The sequence below is a fragment of the Clostridium sp. AF32-12BH genome (assembly GCF_003477935.1).
In the GTDB taxonomy this organism is placed as follows: Bacteria; Bacillota; Clostridia; order Lachnospirales; family Lachnospiraceae; genus Brotaphodocola.
Genome location: NZ_QUEH01000006.1, coordinates 78,783 through 103,184, shown reverse-complemented (window position 1 = coordinate 103,184; position 24,402 = coordinate 78,783). Strand labels below are relative to the sequence as shown.

The following is a 24,402-nucleotide window of genomic DNA, read 5'->3' as shown; positions in this document are numbered from 1 at the left end:
ACGGCCTGCTTTTCTTTTACAGAATGTTATCTGATTAATTCAACAAATCAGATTAGTCAACTACAGTAATACCCAGAGCATCTGCCAGATCAGCCATGCTGTTGCCGCCTACGGAGATGTTAGTCGGATATTTGTCATTGTCGGTCTTCAGGACCTTGTTATCGGTGTAGAATACAACGTGTCTGTTGCTGTTTACATAGTAGTAGCAGTCGTTGCCATCCTTCACACCAGAGGTCTTGGACTTCTGAATGTTACCGCTGGTATTTACCAGATACATGTCAGCATTGTTGATAACATATACACGAACAGTCTCACCATCTTTGTTGGTGTAGGAAGTAGTTGCATTACCAGTCGGGGCATCCAGCTTGGTTACAACAGCGTTATCGGAGTTGATATCCTTACCAGCATTATGAACATCCTCTTCTACCTTAACTAACTGATACTTGTCATCAGCATCGGCTTTGATTCTCATACCCTTGATGTAAACGTACTTGTCATCATCAATACCAGTTACACCCTTACCTTTACCAGTTGACGGAGTACCGGTCTTCTGGAAGTAGAAGTTGTAGGACTCACCATCAAGAGTTACGGTAACATTACCGGTCTTCATAACAGCATCGGTATCAGCATCAGATTTAGCTCCGAAGTAGTACAGATCACCAGCTACGTCATCAGAAGCAACATTGGTATCTAACAGATCATCTAACTCATCTGCATCTACGTCATCATCGTAAACATCGGTAACATTACCGCTGCCATCAACAGAAATCTGATTCAGACCTGCCAGTGCACGTCCGGTCTTGGTGGTATTGCCGTTTCTGGTCTCCTCCGGATAGAAGCCATAGTACTTACCGTTGATCTTCTTGATCAGGCCAGCCTGCAGAACACCATCTTTGTCTGCATAGTACCAACGCTCTTCCTCATCGTTAGCATCCTTGTAAGCGAAGCTGTCGCTGTCATCGTAGTTCAGGAAGGAGTTGTCACTGTCTTTAGCCGGAGCAATTACCTTGAACCAGCCCTTGCTTACACGAGCACCATCCTCCGGGCTTCTGAAGTATCTCCATGCAGTAGCTGCAGATGCGGTATCCTCGGTAGCCTGAGCAACATTGTACCACTCGTATACCATTACACCACGGCTGTCGAAGTGATAACGCTTACCGCCGGATTTCCAGGTGTCCTCGTTATCAGCCTGTGCACGTTTCTTACCATTGGATTTGAAGTTGAACCAGTAGTCGTAATCGTCATCCTTGTCATCATCGTCATCGTAAACGGTAACCTTCTGCCAGCCAGTCTTCATAGCACCATCTTCCCAGGAGCCCAGGTAGTAGGTTGCGGATTTCCAGCCGTCATCATCGCTCTCGCGCTCGGAGTTCTCATTTACCCAGCCCCACAGCATGATACCGTCATCATCGAATGCGTATCTCTTGCCATCGATGGTCTTGAAGGTGGTCTTTCCGCTGTCCGGAGCCTTGATAGCTTTACCATTAGCCTGCATATAGTAGTAATGATACTCAGCCTGATCGTCATCATCCTGATCCTCGTTGACAACCTTAACCCAGGTGTTCTTTACCATAACACCGGTAGCGTCAACGTAGTAGGTGTTGTCATCATCGTCGATCAGCTTATCGGTAGCCATTGCGCCGTTCTCTTCGCTGTCCAGATAATACCAGCCATCGCCGGATTTTCTCCACTCGTTCTCTACTCTATTGCCATCTTTGTCGTAGTAGTACCAGGTACCGTCTTCCTCAACCCAACCCTGAGCTGCGAAAGAAGTCATAGCACCACCGATAGCTAACAGAGCTGCTGCAGATGCAACTGCAACTACTTTAGTCTGCTTTCTCATAATGAATGCACTCTCCTTTTTACTTTTTTGAATTTGCTACGAAATTCTAAATTGCATTACGAGACGATTATACTTCCTATAAGGCAAATTATCAATAGTTTTTTACATTTTTTCTATGTTTAGGAATAAATGCAATTCTATGTAACTGCTTCTGGAAGTTCCCATCTCTCCATCACATTGACAGTATAATATAGTTTTTTTTGAAATGCTATAACGAAACCCTAAGCGTTTTCTTACGAAAATCTTACGGAAGTTATAGTTTTTGCGAAATATGTATTAATATTAGTACAATTTTATTTGTGGGGTATACGGCTGTCTGGCTTTGTGCTATATTGTTCATATATTTCTATTTTAAATTATTTTTGAACAGTTTTTATAAATGATGGAGGATTTTTTCATGGATCGGATCGGTTTAATCTGCCGTTATATAAAGGAAGATCCGCGCTCTACGCAGCGGGATCTGGCACAAAAAACGGGGTTTTCTGTTGGTACGGTAAACACATTGATCAAGGAGGCTATCCAGCAGCGCCTCCTTGTCCAGGGCAAAAGTGTCGCTGGTACGTATGAACTGACCGGCGCCGGGGATGCGTTTCTGGAGCAGTTCCAGGTAGACGGTGCGCTGATCATTGCCGCAGGATTTGGTTCCCGTTTTGTACCGCTGACGTTTGAGACCCCGAAAGGACTTCTGGAGGTATTTGGGGAACGAATGATTGAGCGGCAGATCAAACAGCTGCACGAAGTGGGGATTACGAACATTACCATTGCGGTTGGGTATTTAAAGGAGAAGTTTGAATACCTGATCGATAAATACCAGGTGAAGCTGCTCTACAATCCGGAATACGCTGCCAAGAATACGCTGACCACGATCTACCGGGCGCGCCAGGTTCTTGCCGGAAAAAATATGTACATTCTCTCTTCCGACAACTGGCTGCGCGACAATATGTTCCACGCGTATGAGTGTGGTGCCTGGTATGCTTCTTCTTATATGGAAGGGAACACTTCGGAGTGGTGTCTTTCTTATAATAAGAAAGGACGCATCACCCACGTGGAAGTCGGCGGACACGATTCCTGGGTGATGTACGGACCAGTATTCTTTTCCAGAACGTTTTCGGAACAGTTTTTGCCTCTACTGGAACAGTACTACCAGACTCCGGGCACGGAACAGTTTTACTGGGAGAATGTGCTGATCGAGCATCTGGATGAACTGGAGATGGACATCAACCGCCAGCCGGAAAACCAGATTTATGAATTTGAAAACCTGGAGGAGCTGCGTCAGTTTGATCCACGTTACCAGAATCATTCGGATAACACAGCACTGGAGCTTGTCTCCCGCGTATTTGAGGTGCCGGAATCGGAGATCCACGATATCCGCTGCCTGAAATCCGGCATGACGAATAAATCTTTCCTCTTTCAGCTGCAGGGACGGCATTATATCTGCCGCATTCCGGGACCGGGTACGGAACTGCTCATCAACCGTAAGGAAGAAGCAGATGTGTACCGCGCCATTCAGCCGCTGAAGATTTCAGAGCACATCATCTACATGAACGGCGAGACCGGATATAAGATTGCAGAATACTATGAAGGTGCGCGCAATTCCCGTGCCGACAGCTGGGAGGATGTGGCTGCGTGCATGAAGGTCTTGCATAAACTGCATGAATCGAAACTGACCGTGGACCATGAATTCAATATCCGGGAGCGGATTGCTTTTTACGAGGGGCTTTGCGCGGCTCATGGCGGCACTCTGTTTGAGGATTACGCGGTGGTCCGCAGCCATATGAATGAACTGATGGACCAGCTGGATGCACTGAACCGCCCGAAAGTGCTTTCCCATATCGACAGTGTAGCAGATAACTTCCTGTTTTTGCCGGACGGTTCGGTCCGTCTTATTGACTGGGAGTATTCCGGTATGTGTGACCCGCTCATCGACATCAGCATGTGCGCCATCTACTCTTATTATGATGAAGAAGCCGTAGAAAAGCTGATGCAAATCTACTTTGACCGGGAACCGGAAGCTGTGGAACGGAAAATCATCTACTCTTACATTGCGCTCGGCGGCTTTTTGTGGGCGCTGTGGGCGGTATACAAAGCATCGCTTGGGGAGGAATTTGGCGAGTATACACTGATCATGTACCGGTACGCAAAGCAGTATTATAAAAAGGTTTGTTTATTGTAAGAAAAATGTTACCAGTTTCCATCACGCCTATGCTATAATCGATTTATCGGAGGATTGCCGCTGCGTACTACGCTGCGCAGTCCTGTATTGTACGAAACAGGAGGAACGGTATGAAACATACAAAGAAATTAACTGCCGCCGCCCTCGCCGGAATGCTCAGTGCCATGAGCCTGTTTTCCAGCGTAACTGCGTACGCCGCGACTGGCTGGCAGCAGAGCGGCAGTACCTATTACTATTATGATGCAAATGGGGAATTGCACAAGGGTTGGCTGAACACGGACAATGGCTACTACTATCTGAACTTATCCACTGGCAAGATGACCGTTGGCTGGCTGAAGATCAATAACAAATGGTACTACTTCCAGGGCAATGGTGTTATGGCGACCGGATGGGTGAAGGATAACGGCAAGTACTATTACATGCTGACCGACGGTACCATGCACACGGGCTGGGTCAGCATCGACAATAACTACTATTATCTGTCCGACAGCGGTGCCATGGCGACCGGATGGGTGAACATGGACAATGGCTGGTATTACTTTGACCCGGATAACGGCACATGCACTGTGAACAGTGCCCGGGCGATCAAGGACAGCTGGTACATGTTTGGCAATGACGGAAAGATGCTTACCGGCTGGCAGCAGGTGGACGGTGCTTACTACTATTTCCACACCGACGGCAAAATGCTGATCGGCTGGCTTAGTGACGGCACCAACGACTACTACATGGATCCGGCAAATGGACGCATGTCAACCGGATGGAAACAGATTGAAAATTCCTACTACTATTTTAATAACTCCGGTCACAAGCTCACCGGATGGATCCAGATTAACGGAACTTACTATTACTTAAATCCGTCAGACAAAGGACGTATGGCAGCAAACACGACATTGAAAATTGACGGAGTTTCCTACAGTTTTGCTGCAAACGGCGCCTGCATGACCAGTAATGGGAATGCGCTAAGCGGAAGCAATACTTCCAACAATACAACCCCGGGCAGCAGTTCTTCTAGCAGCTCTGCCCCAGGTTCTGTTACAAACACAACAACAGGCGGTGTCACACCAGGCAGCAACAATAATATTATCAGCAATACCGCTTCTACTCCGGGAAGTATCAACGGAAGCACCACGCCGGGAAGTTCTTCTTCCAATAACAACAGTAACAATGAATATGTTGCTTCTGGTCCGGCTACCGGAAAGAGTGATCCAAGTTTTAACGGAAGCACCGGAAATTCATCTAGCAATAATACGACACCTGGTAACAGTACCAGCAACAGTAATTCGAGTTCTGGCAATTATGTTCTGCAGGCCGGACTGACGACCGGTCCAAGACCGTAATTTTATGTTTCCCAATATCAAAAGGATTCTAAAAACAATGAGGGAGCGAAAGTTCCTGCACTCGCCATACATGGCGGGGCGGAACTTTCGCTCCCTTAATATTTTCTGTGCAATATTTTATTTAGGAAAAGAACAATCTGTTCACTGCACTAAAGATGGCGCGGATCGAGGATCTGGTGATGTTGGAGCTTACGCCGACACCGTAGGTCACTCTGCCGCTGTCCTTATCCATTAAATGGATGTAGGATGCTGCCTGTGCATTAGAACCGGAGTTCAGTGCGTGCTCGTTGTAGTCCAGAACCTTGATCTGGATGCCAAGTGCTTCTTCCAGACCGCGCTGTACAGCATCGATCGGACCGTTGCCGACGCCCTCGAAGGTCTTCTCCATGCCGTGGTCGGTATAGGTAACCTTGGCAAGCGTTGCAAACTCGCCGTCGGAAGACTCGGTATCGGTGATCTGGCACTTGCGGAAGTGGATCGGCTCTTTCTTGTCTAAGTAATTCTTGCAGAACTCTTCCATGATCTGCTCCGGAGCAACCTCACCCTGCTGCTCGGAAATCTTCTGGATGACGTCTGCAAATTCTTTGTGCATGCCCTTCGGCAGTTTGAAACCGTAGAACGTATCCATAACGAAGGCTACGCCGCCCTTTCCGGACTGGCTGTTGATACGAACGATTGGCTCGTACTGTCTGCCGATGTCGGACGGATCGATCGGAAGGTACGGAACCTCCCAGTACTGGCCGTTTCTCTCGTGCAGAGCCTGCAACCCTTTGTTGATGGCATCCTGATGGGAGCCGGAGAATGCGGTGAATACCAGCTTTCCTGCATACGGATGGCGCGGGTCGATGGTCATCTTGGTGCAGCGCTCGTAAACTTCTGCGATCTCGCGGACATTCTCGATCTCCAGCTTCGGGTCGATGCCCTGGGAGAACATGTTGTACGCGATGTTTAAGATATCAACATTACCGGTACGCTCGCCGTTTCCGAATAGGGTTCCCTCGACACGGTCTGCGCCTGCAAGCAGTGCCAGCTCCGTTGCTGCCACGCCGGTGCCGCGGTCGTTGTGCGGGTGAACGCTTAAGATTACACTGTCGCGGTTCTTGAAGTGTTTATCCATCCACTCGATCTGGTCTGCGTATACGTTCGGAGTGTTCATCTCTACGGTAGACGGCAGGTTGAAGATGATCGGCTTCTCTGGTGTTGCCTCGCCCCAGGTATCCTGAACAGCGGTGCAGACCTCCAGTGCGTAATCCAGCTCGGTGCCGGTGAAGCTCTCCGGAGAGTACTCTAACATCAAGTCACCGTCGTAGTCTTTTGCGTATTTCTTGACTAACTCGGTTCCCTCGATTGCGATCTGCTTGATCTCTTCCTTATTTTTGTGGAAGACAACGTCACGCTGTAAGGTAGAAGTAGAGTTGTAGATATGAACGACCACTTTCTTGATGCCCTGGATTGCCTCAAAGGTTCTCTTGATGAGGTGCTCACGGCACTGTACCAGAACCTGCACGCGGACATCGTCCGGGATGAGCTTGCGCTCTACTAACTGTCTTAAGAAGTCATACTCGATCTGGGATGCTGCCGGGAAACCGATCTCGATTTCCTTAAGACCCAACTTTACTAACATGTTGAAGAACTCAATCTTCTCTTCTACTACCATCGGCTCTACCAGTGCCTGGTTGCCGTCACGTAAGTCTACGCTGCACCAGATCGGTGCTTTCTCGATTTCCTTGTTTGGCCACTCGCGCTCCGGGTAGTGGATGACCGGGTTTCTTTTGTATTTCTTGATATTTAACATCATGCTTTTCCTCCAATTTGTTCGTTGTCCGTGGCAGTCTCTGCTTTAGGTTTGCGCTGCCATTGTTTTTACAGGTTGCTTCTCGTATTCATGTCCTCGCTCAGCCCATAACGGGCAGTCGCTCAATCACGCCGTAGAAGCGGACAATGAACAATATTGATCCTACTGATTCAGCCCCATCTTTCATCATTCCTTTTTTGAAAATTTGATACGTTAAGGTGTATTTTATCACAAATAACAAGGGGTGGCAAGTGCCAGAAAACACTTACCTCCCCTTATATAAATATTACGCTTTGGATGTGTCATTTTTTCTCTGCAAATATCAAAATTTCTTTCGCAGATTTCTCTTTCGCGCCAAGTGCATTCTCCCACTTTCCTGCCTGAACATAACGCTTATCTAAAATACCAAAACCTTCGGATTCCAGCAAATTGCAAATTTCATCACAATCATAACGCTTGTCACGAATTACATATTCAGCAGATAGTTCATCTTCATTTTCAAACTGTTCTTTTCTGTATACCACACCTGTACTGGTTTCCAACAAATAATAATCTGGTGAGAATATATTTCCACTATTCTGCATAATTTTGCTTGGCTTCAAGCGTGCCAATTCATCCAGATGTTCTGCAACAACCGGCACCTTATGAATGGCTATATGCTCAGTCAGTTCACGATTCATAACACTGAGAACAAGAATTGCCCCCCGTTTTAAATGGCGATGAATATTTTTCACAATTGCTCTGTTATCTTCCTCACGGACAAAAGAGCCTACCACATCATAAAGGCACAGTGCCAAATCCGCTGTTTTTTTCAGATCAATACTTCTACAATCTCCCTCTTCAAATGCATTCACCTATTGCATTATCGCTTTCTACAGCACATGTCCCTGTGCCTTCATGACTTCGATCACCTGGTCCACCAGCTGTTCGCACTGCGCAGTGGTCGGTGCCTCTACCATGACGCGCACCACCGGCTCGGTGCCGGACTGGCGCAGAAGGATGCGTCCGTCGCTTCCCAGAATTTCTGTAACTTTTTTGACCTCTGCCTGAACCGCCGGGTCGTCCTGTGCCAGCTTTTTGTCATGGACACGGACATTTTTCAGTACCTGCGGAAGGATTTCAACCTCGGAAGCCAGCTTGCCAAGGGTCTCTTTCTTCTCCAGCATGACTTCCATAACCTTTAAGGAGGTCAGGATGCCATCACCGGTGGTGGCGTGCTTGCTGAAGATGATATGACCGGACTGCTCACCACCCAGGCAGTTTCCGTACTGGGACATATTCTCGTAGACGTATTTGTCGCCTACTGCAGTCTTTTCATAGGAGATGCCTTCCCGGTCGAATGCCTTATACAGACCGAAGTTGGACATGATGGTGGTGACAACCGTGTTGTTCTTTAAGCTGCCAGTCTCTTTCATGTACTTGCCGCACACATAGAGGATCAAGTCGCCATCTACCACGTTGCCGTTCTCGTCAACCGCGATACAGCGGTCTGCGTCTCCGTCGTAGGCGAAACCGACATCACAGCCGGTCTCTTTCACGTAATCCTGCAGCACATGGATATGGGTGGATCCGCAATCGGTATTGATATTCAAGCCGTTTGGATGGTTGTTGATGACATGGGTCTCGGCACCCAGGGCGTCAAAGACGTTCTTGGCGATGGCGGATGCGCTTCCGTTTGCACAGTCCAGAGCCACTTTTTTGCCCTTGAAGGAGCGGGTGGCGATGGAGATCAGATAACCGATGTAACGGTTTCTGCCTGCGGAATAGTCGGTGGTGCAGCCGATGGCATCTTTTAAGGCAAATGGAATTTCTTCCATCTCGCCGTCTAAGTAACGCTCAATCTCAACAATAACGTCCTCTTCCAGTTTCTCGCCCTTGCCGTTGATGACCTTGATGCCGTTGTCGTAATATGGGTTATGGCTGGCAGAGATCATGATACCGCAGTCAAACTCCTCGGTGCGCACGACGTAGGATACGCTCGGTGTGGTGGTAACGTGGAGCAGGTAAACATCTGCGCCGGAGGCGGTGAGACCTGCAACCAGGGAGTACTCGAACATGTAGCTGCTGCGGCGGGTATCCTTACCGATCGCAACGCGGCAGCGGCCTTCCGGGTTATCTGCAGTCTTTTTCGCCTGTTTTCCGTAGTACCAGCCCAAGAAACGGCCTACTTTATAGGCGTGTTCCACAGTCAGGTTGACGTTTGCTTCTCCGCGGAATCCGTCGGTGCCAAAATATTTTCCCATAATGTTGTTCTCCTCTTTTCTAGCTCAGTTTAAAAGCAAAACCTGAAATTCCCGGCAGGCACACCTGCGCCGCCGGGAACCTTTTGTATTTTAATATTCGATTTCTTTTAAGAAGCGGCCCAGCGCATCCTGCCATGCCGGAAGGCGCTCAAAGCCGTTGTCGCTGAGTTTTTCCTTGCTCATGCGGCTGTTGGACGGGCGGGTTGCTTTTGCCGGGAACTCGCTGCTGCTGACCGGAGTCACCGGAACATCCATGCCTGCCTGGCGGAAGATTTCCTTCGCGAACTCGTACCAGCTGCACAGACCCTCGTTGGTGGCATGGTAGCGACCGTACTTGTCGGTCTGGATCATGTCGACCAGCAACCTTGCCAGGTCGTAGGTGTAGGTTGGGGAACCAACCTGGTCATCGACAACGCTGACTGCTCCACGTTCTTTGCCCAGACGCAGCATGGTCTTGATAAAGTTCTTTCCTGCCACGCCGAATACCCAGGCGATGCGCACGATGAAGTACTTGTCGGACAGTTCTTCAACTGCCAGCTCACCCTCATATTTGGTCTGTCCGTATACATTTAACGGATGGCGCTCATCGTCCGGCTCCCACGGGCGGGTGCCCTGACCGTCGAACACGTAGTCCGTGCTGATGTACATGAGTTTCACATCAGCCTCTTTGCATGCCTGCGCTACGTTGCGGGTGCCTTCTCCGTTGATACGGCGGCAAAGCTCCACATTATCTTCAGCTGCATCTACTGCAGTATATGCGGCACAGTGGATGACGGCATCTGCCCCGGACGCTTTGATCACACGTCTGCAGGCTTCTGCATCGGTGATATCCATCTCTTCCACGTCGACGCCGATGCCCTCGATGCCGCGTTTTGCCAGTTCATTCATCAGGTCAGTTCCAAGCTGGCCTTTTGCTCCTGTTACCAGAACCTTCATGTTGTTTCCTCTTTCTGAATGATGGTCACCGCAGGATTATACCTCCTCGCGGTTTCCGTACATTTTCTCGTAATAATTCTGATACTCACCGGAGATGATGGTCTCCCACCACTCGCGGTTCTCCAGGTACCATTTGATGGTCTTCTTGATGCCGTCTGCGAATTTGGTCTCCGGCAGCCAGCCAAGCTCGTTGTGGATCTTGGTCGGGTCGATGGCGTAACGCATGTCGTGGCCCTTACGGTCGGTGACATGGGTGATCAGACTTTCCGGCTTGCCCAGCTCTTTGCAGATCAGCTTCACGATGTCGATGTTGCGCATCTCGTTGTGACCGCCGATGTTATAAACCTCACCGACGCGTCCTTTGTGAATGATCAAGTCGATGGCCTTGCAGTGGTCCTCCACATACAGCCAGTCGCGGACATTTAAACCCTCGCCGTAAACCGGGAGCGGCTTGTCTGCCAGTGCATTTGCGATCATAAGCGGGATCAGCTTCTCCGGGAAGTGGTACGGACCGTAGTTGTTGGAGCAGCGGCTGATGGTGATCGGCAGACCGTAGGTGCGGTGATATGCCTGTACCAGCAGATCAGCGCCTGCCTTGGAGGAGCTGTACGGGCTGCTGGTGTGGATCGGGGTCTCCTCAGTGAAGAAGAGATCCGGGCGGTCTAACGGAAGGTCGCCGTATACTTCATCGGTGGATACCTGGTGGTAACGCTTGATACCGTACTTGCGGCAGGCATCCATCATCACTGCGGTTCCCTTAATGTTGGTGTCTAAGAAGATCTCCGGGTTTTCAATGGAGCGGTCTACATGGCTCTCTGCTGCGAAGTTTACCACGATGTCCGGATGCTCTTCCTCAAACAGCTTGTAGATAGCCTCGCGGTCGCAGATATTGATCTTGCAGAAGCGGAAGTTCGGGTTCTTTAATGCCTCTTCCAGGGTGGATAAATTACCTGCGTAGGTCAGACAGTCTACGCATACGATCCGGTAATCCGGATACTTGTTTAACATATGATATACGAAGTTGGAGCCGATGAAACCGGCGCCGCCTGTTACGATGATGGTCATGGATTGTTTCCTCTTTTCTACTATTCTACTTCATGTCATTTCCGTGAAGTTTATCGATGTATTTCCCGTCCAGAACGTCTTTTAAATAACGGCCGTACTGGTTCTTCTTTAATACCTCATAGGTCTCCAGCACCTGCTCTTTGGTAATCCAGCCGTTTAAGTAAGCAATCTCCTCCAGGCACGCGATCTTGCGGTGCTGATGGGTCTCGACGGTCTTGACAAAGTTGGTTGCCTCTACTAAAGACTCGTGGGTACCAGTATCCAGCCAGGTAAAGCCCTGTCCTAACAGGGTAACATCCAGCTCGCCGTTCTCTAAGTAGATGCGGTTCAGATCGGTGATCTCCAGCTCACCGCGGGCAGATGGCTTTAAGCTCTTGGCATACTCAACCACGCGGTTGTCATAGAAGTACAGACCGGTCACGCAGTAGTTGGACTTCGGATGCTCCGGCTTCTCCTCGATGGAAATTGCCTTGCCCTCAGAGTCGAACTCTACGATACCGAAACGCTCCGGATCGTCTACATAGTAACCGAATACGGTAGCGCCCTTCTCTTTGGCCGCTGCCGCGCGCAGGCGTTTCTTTAAGCCCTGACCGTGGAAGATGTTGTCACCCAGTACCATGGCAACCGGCTCGCCGCCGATGAACTCTTCGCCGATGATGAATGCCTGAGCCAGTCCATCCGGGCTCGGCTGTACGGCGTAAGACAGTTCCACGCCAAACTGGTGTCCATCGCCAAGCAGTGCCTCGAAACGCGGAGTATCCACCGGAGTGGAGATGATCAGGATTTCCCGGATGCCGGCGTTCATAAGCACAGACAGCGGATAGTAGATCATCGGCTTGTCGTAGATTGGAAGCAGCTGTTTGGATGTTACTTTGGTCAGCGGGTACAGGCGGGTACCTGAGCCGCCTGCCAGTATGATACCTTTCATAAGTGTTCTCCTTTTAAAAACATAAAATACCGCCCGGGTCTCTTTTGTAAGTACGGACAGTCTAAGCTAGTTTGTACTATACCACAGATGCGCGGAGATTGCAATCTGCGGGCGGAAAGGAAGCGTGGAAATTCGTGTCTGGATTCATATCTGGATTCGGGTTTTTGCCGATGCTTCGCATTCCAAATCGGCAAAATCCCATTGCCGGGCACATATGCATAAGCAGTAACCCCCTGTCTTCAGGAATCCGTAAGTGTTTCCGCCGAGACATGCAGCACACGTGCAAGCTTCTGCAATGTCCGCGCCTGGGTTTTGCCGATATCACGCTCGCCCTGCTCAAACAGCTGGATCTGCCGGAGTGGGACACCGGACTGTGCTGCCAGTTCCCGCTGGGATAATTTGGCGTATGCCCTAAGGCGCTTCAGTCTGGACTCCTGTCTGGCTTTTTGCATCCGTTCATCCATAATTTCTACAAATTTGCTGATATCTGCCTCATGGAGCGGATCATACATGCCGCAGACCTCCGTAACCGGAACTGCATTTTGGATCTGTTTGAAGTTTTCCACGCGATACCACTGATAATACGCCAATACCCACCCCGTCCAATACTCCGGGGATTTATCCAGATACATCAGATCTTCCACATCCGGAACAGAAAGTCCGCTAAGACGCAGTACTTCCTTGGCTATTTCACAGCCATTTTTCCCGGCAACAAACGCGCAATTGCCAATTTCAAACTGCGCCGCCATGCCGCTGATCAGAAACATGGTATAAAAATCCTGCAGATCATAATCTAATGTATTCACCGCGTAATCCAGCATATCCCCAAGCACCCGCTGTGCCAATGGGAGATAGTCCTCATCGTAAGCATGGAGCTGGATTTGCCCGGAGCCCGCTTCTGCTACCGTATGGCTGTGATATTCTTTATCGCAAGCGTGGATCATGATTCTCCATCCCCTCTCTCATAATATCAATCATATAGATATCGGAAACCTGCGCGCCTTCTCCTCTGGTTTCCCGGTATTGCCGCCGTGCTGCCTTATCGCGCTGCTGCTTCTTTTGATAATATTCTTCCGCATAAGCCGCCTCATATCCCAGAAAAAGAAGCTGTGAAAAGGCTTTCTGGCTTTTCAATACCACCTGTTCTCCTAATTTTCCAAGGCGCATGGCATGTTCCAGCTGTTTGAAAGAAATGGTTCCCATTACAAAATCCTGCGCAAAAGAAAAGTAAGAATCATCCGCACGATACCCAATGATGACATCGTATGCCGATATATCGATCATGAAATGCTCCTGTAGATAGTTTTTTGCTGTTTCTGCAATGGAACGCTGCTGCCAGTAACTGCGGTAACGGGTCAGAAATGCCAGCCAGTTTAGGATACTGTAATCATCCTGATTCAGATTCAATACATGTAACCCATCCATTTCTAACTGATAACGGTTTGCGTATCCATCCTTATTTTTCGCACAAGCCCATTCTTTTGCCAGTTCTATGTTTTCCGTACAATAAAAGCCCCGTCCGTAATCATTGTTATAGTTTCCCAGTCCATATTCCGGCTTGGGAATCATATGGTCAGAACCATGATAGAGAAGTTTCTTCATAATCCGCATCGCCTCCTTTGCGCGAAATAAAAATATCGCTGTAGAGATATTTTTATTATATCTCTACAGCGATATCTGTACAATCATTTTTCTTATTTGTTTTAGGAATCTGCCAAATTTGTTGCTGCCTGCGCAGCATATGAGCAGCAACAAATCTCCTACTTACGAACCGTTGCGGTTTCCGCACTGGTCGATTCCGCAGGAACTGCACTGGTTTCCGGTACATTCCGCCCGGTTGCGGGCAGGAAGTTTCCATCTTCATCGACCTCTGCCGCAAAGAGCAGGGTTCTGGCGTCGTTCTTCTCATAGCTGCAGGTTACCAGCACAAACATGGAATCAAACGGCTGCTCCGGCACCTCTGCAAAGCTGCATGGTGCCAGACGCTCACTCACCCACTGATCAAACGATGCCTGGGACTTGAACGAGGTCTTGCGGACGATGCCATTGGAATCGCTGTAGTAGCAGCCCAGCGTTTTTAAATGGATGGTGCGCTCCGGGGTATAGATTTCAAAATAGCGGTGCGCCTCAAAGAAATCCTGGTCCTTGAATTTCACAACATCCTTAAACATGGAGCCATCCTTCATGTGGTGGCCATAGATCGGGTTATTCCAACCGCTGAAGTCAGACTTACTGTCGGCATCCAGATAAATGGTGCCGTACACACTGTCTTTCCCCTCAAAATCCTTATGTAAATAGTACTGGTTGTCCGGAGACTGGACGATCGGATAATCGATTTTGGTATCCGGCACCCGGATCCAGCCGATGGTGTCCGGATTCGTCTCTAATAAAGAAGCAAAATCAATCGGGGAGACATACGGCGCCTCGGTCTCTGCCTCCGTTTCTTCTGTTTCCGGCGGTGTGGTCTCTGCCTCCGTCTGACTCGCTGCCTGCGCCAGGCTCTCCTCGAGACGTCGCTGGGCTGCTGCATCCATCCACTCCTTCACCAGGCTGAGGGCACTGGCGATCATGATGAGTAAGAGGATGGCGATGATGAGGCGGCGGAGAAGACCGCTGGAATTCTTTTTTGGTTTTTGATTGTGTTCCATATCGGACATAACTGCCCCCTTTTTACACTTCGTTCATCTTCGCCAGCTTTGCTGCCTGGTCAGCTGCGATACATGCATCCAGAATTTCCTGGATGTCTCCATTCATGATCTTGTCTAACTTGTATAAAGTCAGGTTGATGCGGTGGTCGGTGACACGGCCCTGCGGGAAGTTGTAGGTACGGATTTTCTCAGAACGGTCGCCAGTACCGATCTGGCTGCGGCGCTCTGCTGCTTCCGCGTTCTGCTTCTTTTCCAGTTCCAGATCGTACAGCTTGGAACGCAGAAGACGGAATGCCTTTTCCTTGTTCTGCAGCTGGGATTTCTCGGTCTGGCTGTAGATGACGATTCCGGTCGGGATGTGGGTCAGACGTACTGCGGAGTCGGTGGTGTTGACGCACTGTCCGCCGTTACCAGACGCACGCATAACATCGATACGGCAGTCGTTCATATCGATCTGAACATCGACCTCTTCTGCCTCCGGCATCACTGCTACGGTAGCGGTGGAGGTATGGATACGTCCGCCAGACTCGGTCTCCGGCACACGCTGTACGCGGTGTACACCGGACTCGTACTTCATCTTGGAGTAAGCTCCCTTGCCGGTGATCATGGCCTGGACTTCTTTGAAGCCGCCGATTCCATTCTCACTTAAGGAGATGATCTCTACTTTCCAGTGCTGGCTCTCTGCATAGTTTACGTACATGCGGTAAAGCTCTGCTGCGAACAGAGCTGCCTCGTCGCCGCCTGCACCGGCGCGGATCTCCAGGATAATGTTCTTGTCATCGTTCGGGTCCTTCGGCAGTAACAGGATCTTTAGTTCCTGCTCCAGCTCTTCCACACGCTTCTTGGCATCGGAAAGTTCTTCCTTGGCAAGCTCGCGCATGTCTTCGTCGCTCTCTTCTTCCAGAAGTGCCAGACTGTCTTCAATATCCTGTTTTGCCTGCTTGTAGGCTTTGTAAGCCTCTACCAGAGGTGCCAGGTCCGCCTGCTCCTTCATGAGCTTACGGAAGCGGGTCTGGTTCTCGGTTACGTTCGGCTCGCCTAATTCCTGCATGATTTCCTCATAGTGGATGAGGATGTCATCTAATCTGTCAAACATGGGGTTCCTCCTATATTTTGTAATGGTACTGATTGATGTTCGTGGTTTGCTGCGGTTCACGTATATGTGCCCAGCAACTGGTATCTATGTGTATGCTGTCCTCACCGTTCCCAGCAGCCGCATACCACACGTTCCTTGCCCGGAAGGTCTTTGACAACCCGGACATTCGTAAAACCTGCATCCGCTAAAAGTCCGCTGACAGCTTCGCCCTGGTCGTATCCGATCTCCAGATAGATGCTGCCTCCCGGCTTCAGCCAGGCTCCGGCCTCCTTTGCGATCTGCCGATAAAACTTCAGACCGTCTTCTGTGCCGTCCAATGCCATCATCGGCTCATGCTCCCGCACCTCCGGCTCCAGGGTGGCAATAACTGCCGTTGGAATGTATGGTGGGTTGGATGTAATGATATCGAAGGTTTTTTCTTCGTCTGGCGGAAGGGCAGAAAACAGATCACCATGGAAAAAACGGATTGTTTTCTGGTGTGCTCTTGCGTTCCGCTCCGCCACCTGCAGTGCCTCTTCCGACAAGTCTGTGGCAGTCACCGATTCGTACCCGCCCTTTACTGCCAGGCTGATGGCAATGCAGCCGGACCCGGTACACAGATCTAACAGCTTCTTATTTTTTTCTTTCTGCTCTTCCAATACCAGCTCCACCAGTGTCTCGGTGTCCTGGCGCGGGATCAACACGTGCTCATTGACAAAGAAGTCCAGTCCCATAAATTCCTGGCTGCCCAGGATCTGCTGCAGCGGAACACGGGACGCACGCTTTGTGACCATGGCACGGTAATTTTGAATCTGTTTCTGCACAGCCGCATCGGTTTCGGAGAGCGGGCGCAGCCGGTCCATCAAAAAATGAACCAGATTTAAATCAAATGCAGTGAGAAGCAGCAGCTTTGCGTCGTTTTCCGCGTCGGTGTCACCCGCCTGCTGGAGCGCGGAACTGCCTTCGTTTAGAAGATCGTAGAGTGTCATGATGCGTCCTCCGGAATCTCCGTCTCCGGGAAATTTTCCCGCAGGTACGCCTTCCAGTCAAATACGGCTTCAACTGCTGCGATCGCAACCTCGATCATCGAGTCATCCGGCTCGCTGGTGGTCAGATTCTGCATCCACAGTCCCGGCTTGCTTAAAAGGTTGACAACCGGGTTGTCGCTGCGGCCCGCCAGCCGTAAAAACTCGTAGGAAACACCAGCAATGACCGGCACTAAAATAATGCGGCTTACCATGCGCAGCCATACGTTGTCGACGCGCACAACCATGAAGAACAGGATGCTGATCAGCATAACGATGATCAGAAAACTGGTTCCGCATCGTTTATGCTGCTTGGAGCTTGCCCGCACGTGGTCTACGGTGAGTGTCATGCCATGCTCGATGCAGTTGATGCACTTGTGCTCCGCACCGTGATACATAAAAGTGCGGCGGATATCCTCCATCCGGGAAATTACTTTTATATATGCAATAAAGATCGCGATGCGGATGAGCCCTTCCAGGATTGCCATGATGGTGTCAGAGTGGATGACCTGTTTGCAGGCGTTTGCGATGAGCAGCGGCAGCACCATGAAAATGCCGATCGCCATAATCACGGAAAATACCATGACGACCGCCATAAGGACCTGTTCAACCTTCTCACCGAATACTTTGTCCATCCACAGTTCCAGTTTTCCTGGTTCGGAGTCTTCATCATCCTCAAAGAAGCTGGCGGAAAAGCTTAAGGTCCGCATGCCGAGGATCATGGAATCCGCAAAGCTGAAGACACCCCGCACAAAGGGGAGTCCGCAAAATGGCACCTTTTCCGTCATGCTGACGTAGGTGTCTTTTTTGACCTCGATGCCGCCGTCGGGTCTGCGCACGGCTGTGGCATACTGGTCTTTATTTTTCATCATAATTCCTTCAATGACGGCCTGGCCGCCGATACCGGAATATTTCATATGATCTGTGTCTCCTTAAAATATCCGTATAAAGAAAAATAAGGCTGAGCCAAAGTGTCTCCACTTGAGTCTCAACCTTACTTCGCTCTCGTTATGCTTACGCCTTAACGCCGTATTTCTTGTTGAACTTATCGATACGACCGCGTGCAGAAGCAGCTTTCTGCTGACCGGTGTAGAAAGAATGGCACTTAGAGCAAACCTCTACGTGGATCTCTTCTTTGGTGGAACCGGTAACGAACTCGTTGCCGCAGTTGCAGGTAACCTTAGCCTGATAATAAGCTGGATGGATTCCTTCTCTCATGATTTTCACCTCTTCACTTTCTCAATTATATAGTACTGTGATCGTCTAACGGTCTCGTTTGTACCGTTAAAATCACGCCACATCTATAAACAGCTCCATAATTGTATCATAGAAATATAGGCTTGGCAAGCATATTTTCTACGATTTTCGAGATATTTTCGCCGTGGATTCTTTTCCACTTCTGCGAATTTCCCAGAACATCCGGCATTTCTTTTCCGCTTCTGCGAATTTCCCAGAACATCCGGTGCTTCTTCGCCGTTTTTTCGAATTTTTTAGAACATCCGGCGTTTCTTCGCCACTTCCACAAACTCGCGGTTGCTGCGGGTCTGCGCGAACAGATCCAGGATGCGCTCCACGGAATCCTCTGGTTTTAAGCTGTTGGTTGCCTTGCGCACAATATCCACCGCCTCGGCTTCATCACGGCTTAAGAGCAGGTCATCGCGGCGGGTGCCGGACTTTAAGATATCGATTGCCGGGAAGATGCGTTTTTCGGAGAGCTTGCGGTCTAATACCAGCTCCATGTTGCCGGTGCCCTTGAACTCCTCGTAGATGACATCGTCCATGCGGCTTCCGGTATCGACCAGTGCCGTGGCAAGAATGGTCAGGCTGCCGCCCTCACGCATGTTGCGGGCTGCGCCGAAGAAACGCTTCGGCATATGCAGGGCTGCCGGGTCAAGACCGCCGGAAAGCGTACGTCCGCTCGGCGGAACTACCAGGTTGTAGGCTCTTGCCAGACGGGTAATGCTGTCTAAGAGAATGATGACATCGCGTCCGTGCTCTACCAGACGTTTTGCGCGCTCGATCACCATCTCGGAAACACGCTTATGGCGCTCCGGAAGCTCATCGAAGGTGGAGTAGATTACCTCCACATTGTTGCCTACCACGGACTCCTTGATGTCCGTAACCTCCTCCGGGCGTTCATCAATCAGGAGAATGATCATATGCATGTCCGGATGGTTGGTGGTCACTGCCTGCGCCACCTGCTTTAAGAGAGTGGTCTTACCGGCTTTTGGCGGAGACACGATCATGCCTCGCTGACCTTTACCGATCGGTGCAAGAAGATCGAGCACACGCATGGCGGTGCTGCTCTTTCCCGCGGTTTCCATATGCAGACGGCTGTTTGGGAAGATCGGAGTCAGATCTTCAAAGTTCGGGCGGCGCTCCAGCGCGCTGACCGGATAGCCGTTGACGTTGCGAATGTACAACAGTGCTGCAAACTTCTCATTTGAGGTTTTCACACGGCGGATTCCGTTGATGATATCTCCGGTCTTTAAGCCAAACCGCCGGATCTGGGTCGGGGAAACATACACATCGTTCTCGCCCGGAAGGAAATTCTCGCAGCGGATAAAGCCGAAGCCGTCCGGCATAACCTCCAGGATGCCGCTTGCCGGTACCCCGCTGTCTACGCCTTCCTGCTGCTTTTCATTTTCCTCATCACGCGTATTCTGGTATGACTGATCGTTGGTCTGGTCGTTGGTCTGGTCCGTATTCTGAGTCTGGCGGATCTGGCGCGGCTGATAAGTCTGCTCGCTGCTCTGCTCCTGGCGGCTCTGGCGCGGCTGATAGGTCTGCTCGCTGCTCTGCTCCTGGCGGCTCTGGCGCGGCTGGTAGGTCTGCTCGCTGCTCTGCTCCTGACGGTTCTGGTAAGATTGCTCCCCGTTCCGTCTCACCATGCCGCTGCGGCCATTTTGCGGACGATTCTGGTAAGAATAGCGGCGCAGCTGTCCCTTCATAGCTGCCCCGGCCACTTCTGTCGGCTGCTCTTTTGCAGCTGCCCCGGCCGCTTCTGTCGACTGCTCTTTCGAAAATGCCTTGTTCGGCTCTGCAAGTTTTTCTTGCGCAGACTGTCTTGCCTGCTCTGCGGATTGTTCTTTCACCGCTGTACCGGTTGGTCTTGCAGACTGTTCTTTCCCCAACACCCTGTTCGGCTCTCCTGGCTGTTCCTTCGCAGTCGTCCCTGTCGGCTCTTCCACTGTCCCGACCGCATTGCAAAGTGCTTCGATCAGCTCTGCCTTCCTCATGGAAGTTGCTCCTTTTATGCCCTGTTCTTTTGCCATTTCCTTCAACATGGCAACGGGTAATGTCTGTAATTTTTCTCGCATACATTTTCTCCATTCTGAACTTTTATCTAGGTGGGATATAAAATATAAATTGATAGATATCTCCTAAAGCGGCAGATATCTTCTAAGAACTTTGGAATAATGGATTCGTACTGAACCGGTGCACCAGGTACACCGCCAGCCATTTTTCAATGATGCGGAGACGGCATGGCGCTGTCCCCGCGTACGTATTTATTATAATGGATTCTCCTGAAAAAAGAAAGATTTATTTTATCTGGAATTGTCTTCCTTCTGGACCGATTCCCGCAAAAATCGCATATGTTCGTCAATTTTCGACTCGTAACCATTTCCAGATGGGCGATAGAAGACGCTTCCTTCCATGCCATCCGGCAGATACTGTTGTTTTACATAGTGGTTCGGATAGTCGTGTGCGTATTTGTAGCCGATCCCGTGACCCAGTTTTGCAGAACCGCCATAATGGGAATCCTGCAGATGTACCGGAACCGGCATGGAACGCTGGTTTTTCACGGCACTCATGGCCTCGAAAATGGCATTGCACGCGGAATTGGATTTCGGTGCGGTCGCCACATACGTCACAGCCTGGGACAGGATGATCTGCGCCTCCGGCATACCAATGCGCTCCACAGCCTGCGCCGCGCTGACTGCCACAGTCAGTGCCTGCGGATCTGCATTGCCCACGTCTTCTGAAGCACAGATCATAATGCGGCGGGCAATGAATTTGATATCTTCCCCCGCATACAGCATCCGCGCCAGATAATAGACTGCAGCATCCGGATCCGAGCCGCGCATGCTCTTGATAAAGGCGGAAATGGTGTCGTAATGGTTATCCCCATCTTTGTCGTAGCGCACCGCCCGTTTCTGGATGCACTCCTGTGCCACCTCCAGCGTAATGTGGATCAGGCCATCTGCCGGACTGCGCTCTGTTGTGAGAACACCAAGTTCTACCGCATTGAGCGCGGCGCGGGCATCCCCGCCGGAGACATCCGCCAGGAAATCAGCAGCATCGTCATCGATCACAGCGTGGTAACTTCCCATGCCTTTTTTCTCATCGTGTACAGCACGCAGGATCAGTTCTTTTACATCGTCCTTTTCCAGTGCTTTCAGTTCGAAAATCCGGGAACGGGACAAAAGTGCCCCATTTACCTCAAAATAAGGATTCTCCGTGGTCGCTCCGATGAGGATCAGGGTCCCATCCTCCACGTAGGGAAGCAAATAATCCTGCTGGCTCTTGTTGAAGCGATGGATCTCATCGACAAAAAGGATCGTCTTTTTTCCGTACATCCCGAGGGCATCTTTTGCCTCTTTTACGACATCCTCCATGTCTTTTTTACCCGCCACCGTGGCATTGATCTGGCGGAAACTCGCGCTAGTGGTGTTGGCGATAACCTTTGCCAGCGTCGTCTTTCCGGTTCCCGGCGGTCCGTAAAAAATGATGGAGCCAAGCTGGTCTGCCTTGATGGCACGGTAAAGCAGCTTGTCCTTTCCGATGATGTGCTTCTGCCCGACCACCTCATCCAGGGTGGTGGGGCGCATGCGGGACGCCAGGGGCGATTCCTGCTCCTGGGTGCTCGCTCTCATATAGTCAAACAAATCCATGTGTATGTTTCCTTCCTGTCGGTGTGTATAGTTTTCATTTTTATGCTGAATCGATTCCGCTGAACCTGCTATTGATGCTTTTGAGGTTTATGCGCTTCGTTTTTTGATATTGCATTTGGGGCACTGTTTTTGAAGTGCTGCCTTTGCAACACTGCTTTGGGGCGCTGTTTTTGTGGTGCTGCCTTTTGCGAACATTTGTGCTTTTTCTAGTATAATCCACGCCGATTGCCCAGTCAACCCGGATTCAGTCTACCAGAAGTTCTTCCACGGTCACAAATTCGTAACCCCGTTTCTGCAGATCATCAACAATCTGCAGTGCTGCTTCTACTGACGTAGGAAAAATATCATGCATGAGAATGATATCGCCATCTTTTACATCTTTTTCGACCCGCCGCACGATCCGTCTGGTGTTCTGGAACTTCCAGTCCAGGGAATCCACGTTCCAGAGTACCGTGGTCAGATTTACACGGCATTCCAACTGCTCATTCCAGGCTCCGTAAGGCGGCCGCAGATATTCCGGACGTTTTCCGGTGATGGACTGGATCAGCTGCTCCGTCTGCTCTATCTCGGCACAGGCCTGCTCTGCCCCCTCCTTTGTCATCTGGATATGACGGTAGCTGTGATTGCCGATCAGATGTCCCTCTTCCTGCATCCGTTGTACCAGTTCTTCTTTTCCGGCAATATTTTCCCCCATCAGAAAAAAAGTTGCTTTTATACCGCGCTGTTTCAGGCCATCCAACAATTTCGGCGTACAGGTCTGGTGAGGGCCATCATCGAACGTGAGGGCGACCTGGGGAACGGAAGAGTCGTGTTGCTCTGGCACGAATGCAGCAACCTGTCGGACCGCAGGAATTTCCAGTTGATTTCCGGCGTATGCCCGTCCCACACGTTCTGGATATGCAGCATGCTGTGCAACTGCAAAAGCTGCGCCGGTCAGAGCCCCATCTGCCAGAATCACCGCCAGAAGAAGCAGGCTCAACGTGCGGATTTTCCATTTCGGTTTGCTCATCGTTTTCCCCTCTCCCGCTTTCTATTTCATATATATCTGGTTTTTGCAAAATTATGTTCCGTAATTGCAAAACTGCGCTTGCCTTTTTACAGGATACGCGCTACAATAGTCATGTCAAATATTTTGAAGTATTTTTAATATGCTTCATTAATTCCGATAATAGAAAGTATTTCATGGAAATTAGAAACCTGATTACATTTACCAAAGTGGCTGAGACCCAAAGTCTCTCGAAAGCTGCAAAAGTTCTGGGGTATGCCCAGTCTACCGTTACCATGCAGATGCAGCAGCTTGAGCAGGAGTTAGGCACACAGCTTTACGAACGCGTAGGCAAGCAGATCCGCATCACCCAGACGGGTCAGGAGTTCTTATCCTACGCAGCTGCCATTGTCCGCATGTCGGAAGATGCTCTTCTGGTCGGGAAACAGGATACCTCCACCGTTTCCGGTTCTCTGCGGCTTGGAATTTTCAGTCCGCTCGCCGGACCACGAATCAGTGCGCAAATTGCACAGTATCTACAAAAATATCCACAGGTAAATCTTCACACCGAAACAATTCCGGATCCAGAGCAGTTGCTTTCCCGGCTTCGGCACAATGAAGTGGATCTTGCACTGACTCTGGATACCCGGTACACCGGCGAAGACCTGATCCATGCCGGGGAAGATCAGCCGGTGCTGCTCTGTCTCTATGTCAGCAAAGAACATCCCCTGGCCGGACGGCATGGTTTGGCTCCAGAGGATCTTTCGCTTTATCCGCTTATTCGTACCGGCTATTTTGAATCCGGTCATGAATCATTTGATTTTACGTTTTTCCGACAGGTGAACATTTTTGATCCGGGACTCGCCCTTTATGTTGCGGCAAATGCTTCCCTGGGGGCTCAGAATAGCGCAGAAACACCGGATTCACGCAGCCCCATGAATGCTATGATTTTGGTCCCTGAGCTGATCGTCAGGCAGCATTCGGCTGCAGACGTTCTTGTTCCTCTGGATTATAAAGTTTCCGGCACCGGGATCTTCCTGCAGACACTTTATCACCGGAACAAATGGCTTTCCGGACCTATGAAAGCCTGGCTTTCTGACTTAAATAAACCGTTTGCTTAACTGTTTTTATTCTTATGACATCTTTTCCCTATTTTGGTTTGGCATAGTGTGCGCGGCCGGCTACTTTCCCCGGCCACGCACCCATCACACAAATCTGTTTCCCAGTGTCTGCAGCATCAAATCACATGGATAATCCTATTTTTCTCCTATCACTTTACTATGTCAAGAAATGCCAAAATTGCTTGACAGATTGGGGGTTGGGTGGTAAACTCACAGTGTATTTTGATATGAGCTTTTGATTCACATATTTTTGTAAGTCAAGAAGTACATTCCAGATTTACAAAAATATGTGATTTTTGTTTCATACGAAAATACAAATTTTAATTTTTATAG

General features: G+C 50.0%; 20 protein-coding genes. 3 read left to right on the top strand and 17 right to left on the bottom strand.

Annotated features, from left to right (window positions below):
- Positions 1-52 precede the first annotated feature (52 nt).
- A complete protein-coding gene (locus DWZ40_RS07455) occupies positions 53-1,843 on the bottom strand; it encodes a hypothetical protein (protein ID WP_243035256.1) in 1,791 nt (596 codons plus the stop codon).
- 397 nt (positions 1,844-2,240) lie between these two features.
- On the opposite strand from DWZ40_RS07455, the gene DWZ40_RS07450 reads away from it, so the two are divergent.
- Positions 2,241-4,016: a phosphotransferase gene (locus tag DWZ40_RS07450; protein WP_118542253.1), complete on the top strand. Its 1,776-nt coding sequence runs from the start codon at positions 2,241-2,243 to the stop codon at positions 4,014-4,016.
- A gap of 110 nt (positions 4,017-4,126) precedes the next feature.
- Positions 4,127-5,353 carry a cell wall-binding protein gene (locus tag DWZ40_RS07445; protein WP_118542251.1) on the top strand — a complete coding sequence of 409 codons (1,227 nt, stop codon included), beginning with the start codon at positions 4,127-4,129 and terminating at the stop codon, positions 5,351-5,353.
- 121 nt (positions 5,354-5,474) lie between these two features.
- Here the strand turns inward: DWZ40_RS07445 and leuA are convergent, their stop codons facing one another.
- The 16 genes from leuA to DWZ40_RS07365 form a co-directional block, all read right to left on the bottom strand.
- On the bottom strand, positions 5,475-7,148 hold the full coding sequence (leuA, locus tag DWZ40_RS07440) for a 2-isopropylmalate synthase (RefSeq protein ID WP_118542451.1): 1,674 nt from the start codon (positions 7,146-7,148) through the stop codon (positions 5,475-5,477).
- 302 nt (positions 7,149-7,450) lie between these two features.
- Complete coding sequence (locus DWZ40_RS07435; protein WP_118542249.1) at positions 7,451-8,002, bottom strand: class I SAM-dependent methyltransferase; 552 nt, start codon at positions 8,000-8,002, stop codon at positions 7,451-7,453.
- Between the two features lie 18 nt (positions 8,003-8,020).
- Entirely contained in the window at positions 8,021-9,391 is a 1,371-nt protein-coding gene (gene glmM, locus DWZ40_RS07430) for a phosphoglucosamine mutase (protein WP_118542247.1), read from the bottom strand.
- A 90-nt stretch (positions 9,392-9,481) separates the two neighbouring features.
- Positions 9,482-10,327: a dTDP-4-dehydrorhamnose reductase gene (gene rfbD, locus DWZ40_RS07425; RefSeq protein ID WP_118542245.1), complete on the bottom strand. Its 846-nt coding sequence runs from the start codon at positions 10,325-10,327 to the stop codon at positions 9,482-9,484.
- 36 nt (positions 10,328-10,363) lie between these two features.
- Entirely contained in the window at positions 10,364-11,392 is a 1,029-nt protein-coding gene (gene rfbB / locus DWZ40_RS07420) for a dTDP-glucose 4,6-dehydratase (RefSeq protein ID WP_118542243.1), read from the bottom strand.
- 25 nt (positions 11,393-11,417) lie between these two features.
- Positions 11,418-12,320 carry a glucose-1-phosphate thymidylyltransferase RfbA gene (gene rfbA / locus DWZ40_RS07415; RefSeq protein WP_118542241.1) on the bottom strand — a complete coding sequence of 301 codons (903 nt, stop codon included), beginning with the start codon at positions 12,318-12,320 and terminating at the stop codon, positions 11,418-11,420.
- Between the two features lie 239 nt (positions 12,321-12,559).
- Positions 12,560-13,264, bottom strand: a complete 705-nt coding sequence (locus DWZ40_RS07410; RefSeq protein WP_243035255.1) for a helix-turn-helix transcriptional regulator — start codon at positions 13,262-13,264, stop codon at positions 12,560-12,562.
- Positions 13,245-13,922: a DUF3990 domain-containing protein gene (locus DWZ40_RS07405; RefSeq protein ID WP_118542239.1), complete on the bottom strand. Its 678-nt coding sequence runs from the start codon at positions 13,920-13,922 to the stop codon at positions 13,245-13,247. The genes DWZ40_RS07410 and DWZ40_RS07405 overlap by 20 nt, the downstream gene beginning before the upstream one ends.
- A gap of 158 nt (positions 13,923-14,080) precedes the next feature.
- Positions 14,081-14,977 (bottom strand): class B sortase, encoded by an 897-nt coding sequence (gene srtB, locus DWZ40_RS07400; RefSeq protein WP_243035253.1) that lies wholly within the window; start codon positions 14,975-14,977, stop codon positions 14,081-14,083.
- A gap of 13 nt (positions 14,978-14,990) precedes the next feature.
- Positions 14,991-16,064: a peptide chain release factor 1 gene (gene prfA / locus DWZ40_RS07395; RefSeq protein ID WP_118542237.1), complete on the bottom strand. Its 1,074-nt coding sequence runs from the start codon at positions 16,062-16,064 to the stop codon at positions 14,991-14,993.
- 101 nt (positions 16,065-16,165) lie between these two features.
- Entirely contained in the window at positions 16,166-17,032 is an 867-nt protein-coding gene (prmC, locus tag DWZ40_RS07390; protein WP_118542235.1) for a peptide chain release factor N(5)-glutamine methyltransferase, read from the bottom strand.
- On the bottom strand, positions 17,029-17,985 hold the full coding sequence (locus DWZ40_RS07385; RefSeq protein WP_118542233.1) for a DUF1385 domain-containing protein: 957 nt from the start codon (positions 17,983-17,985) through the stop codon (positions 17,029-17,031). The genes prmC and DWZ40_RS07385 overlap by 4 nt, the downstream gene beginning before the upstream one ends.
- A gap of 97 nt (positions 17,986-18,082) precedes the next feature.
- Positions 18,083-18,286 (bottom strand): 50S ribosomal protein L31, encoded by a 204-nt coding sequence (gene rpmE / locus DWZ40_RS07380; RefSeq protein WP_118531274.1) that lies wholly within the window; start codon positions 18,284-18,286, stop codon positions 18,083-18,085.
- Positions 18,287-18,558: 272 nt separating this feature from the next.
- Positions 18,559-20,388, bottom strand: coding sequence for a transcription termination factor Rho (gene rho / locus DWZ40_RS07375; protein WP_118542231.1), 1,830 nt, complete (start codon positions 20,386-20,388; stop codon positions 18,559-18,561).
- 228 nt (positions 20,389-20,616) lie between these two features.
- Positions 20,617-21,963 (bottom strand): AAA family ATPase, encoded by a 1,347-nt coding sequence (locus DWZ40_RS07370; protein ID WP_118542229.1) that lies wholly within the window; start codon positions 21,961-21,963, stop codon positions 20,617-20,619.
- Between the two features lie 244 nt (positions 21,964-22,207).
- Positions 22,208-22,972 carry a polysaccharide deacetylase family protein gene (locus DWZ40_RS07365; RefSeq protein ID WP_118542227.1) on the bottom strand — a complete coding sequence of 255 codons (765 nt, stop codon included), beginning with the start codon at positions 22,970-22,972 and terminating at the stop codon, positions 22,208-22,210.
- A gap of 173 nt (positions 22,973-23,145) precedes the next feature.
- On the opposite strand from DWZ40_RS07365, the gene DWZ40_RS19250 reads away from it, so the two are divergent.
- Positions 23,146-24,069 (top strand): LysR family transcriptional regulator, encoded by a 924-nt coding sequence (locus tag DWZ40_RS19250; protein ID WP_182431658.1) that lies wholly within the window; start codon positions 23,146-23,148, stop codon positions 24,067-24,069.
- Positions 24,070-24,402: the final 333 nt, after the last annotated feature.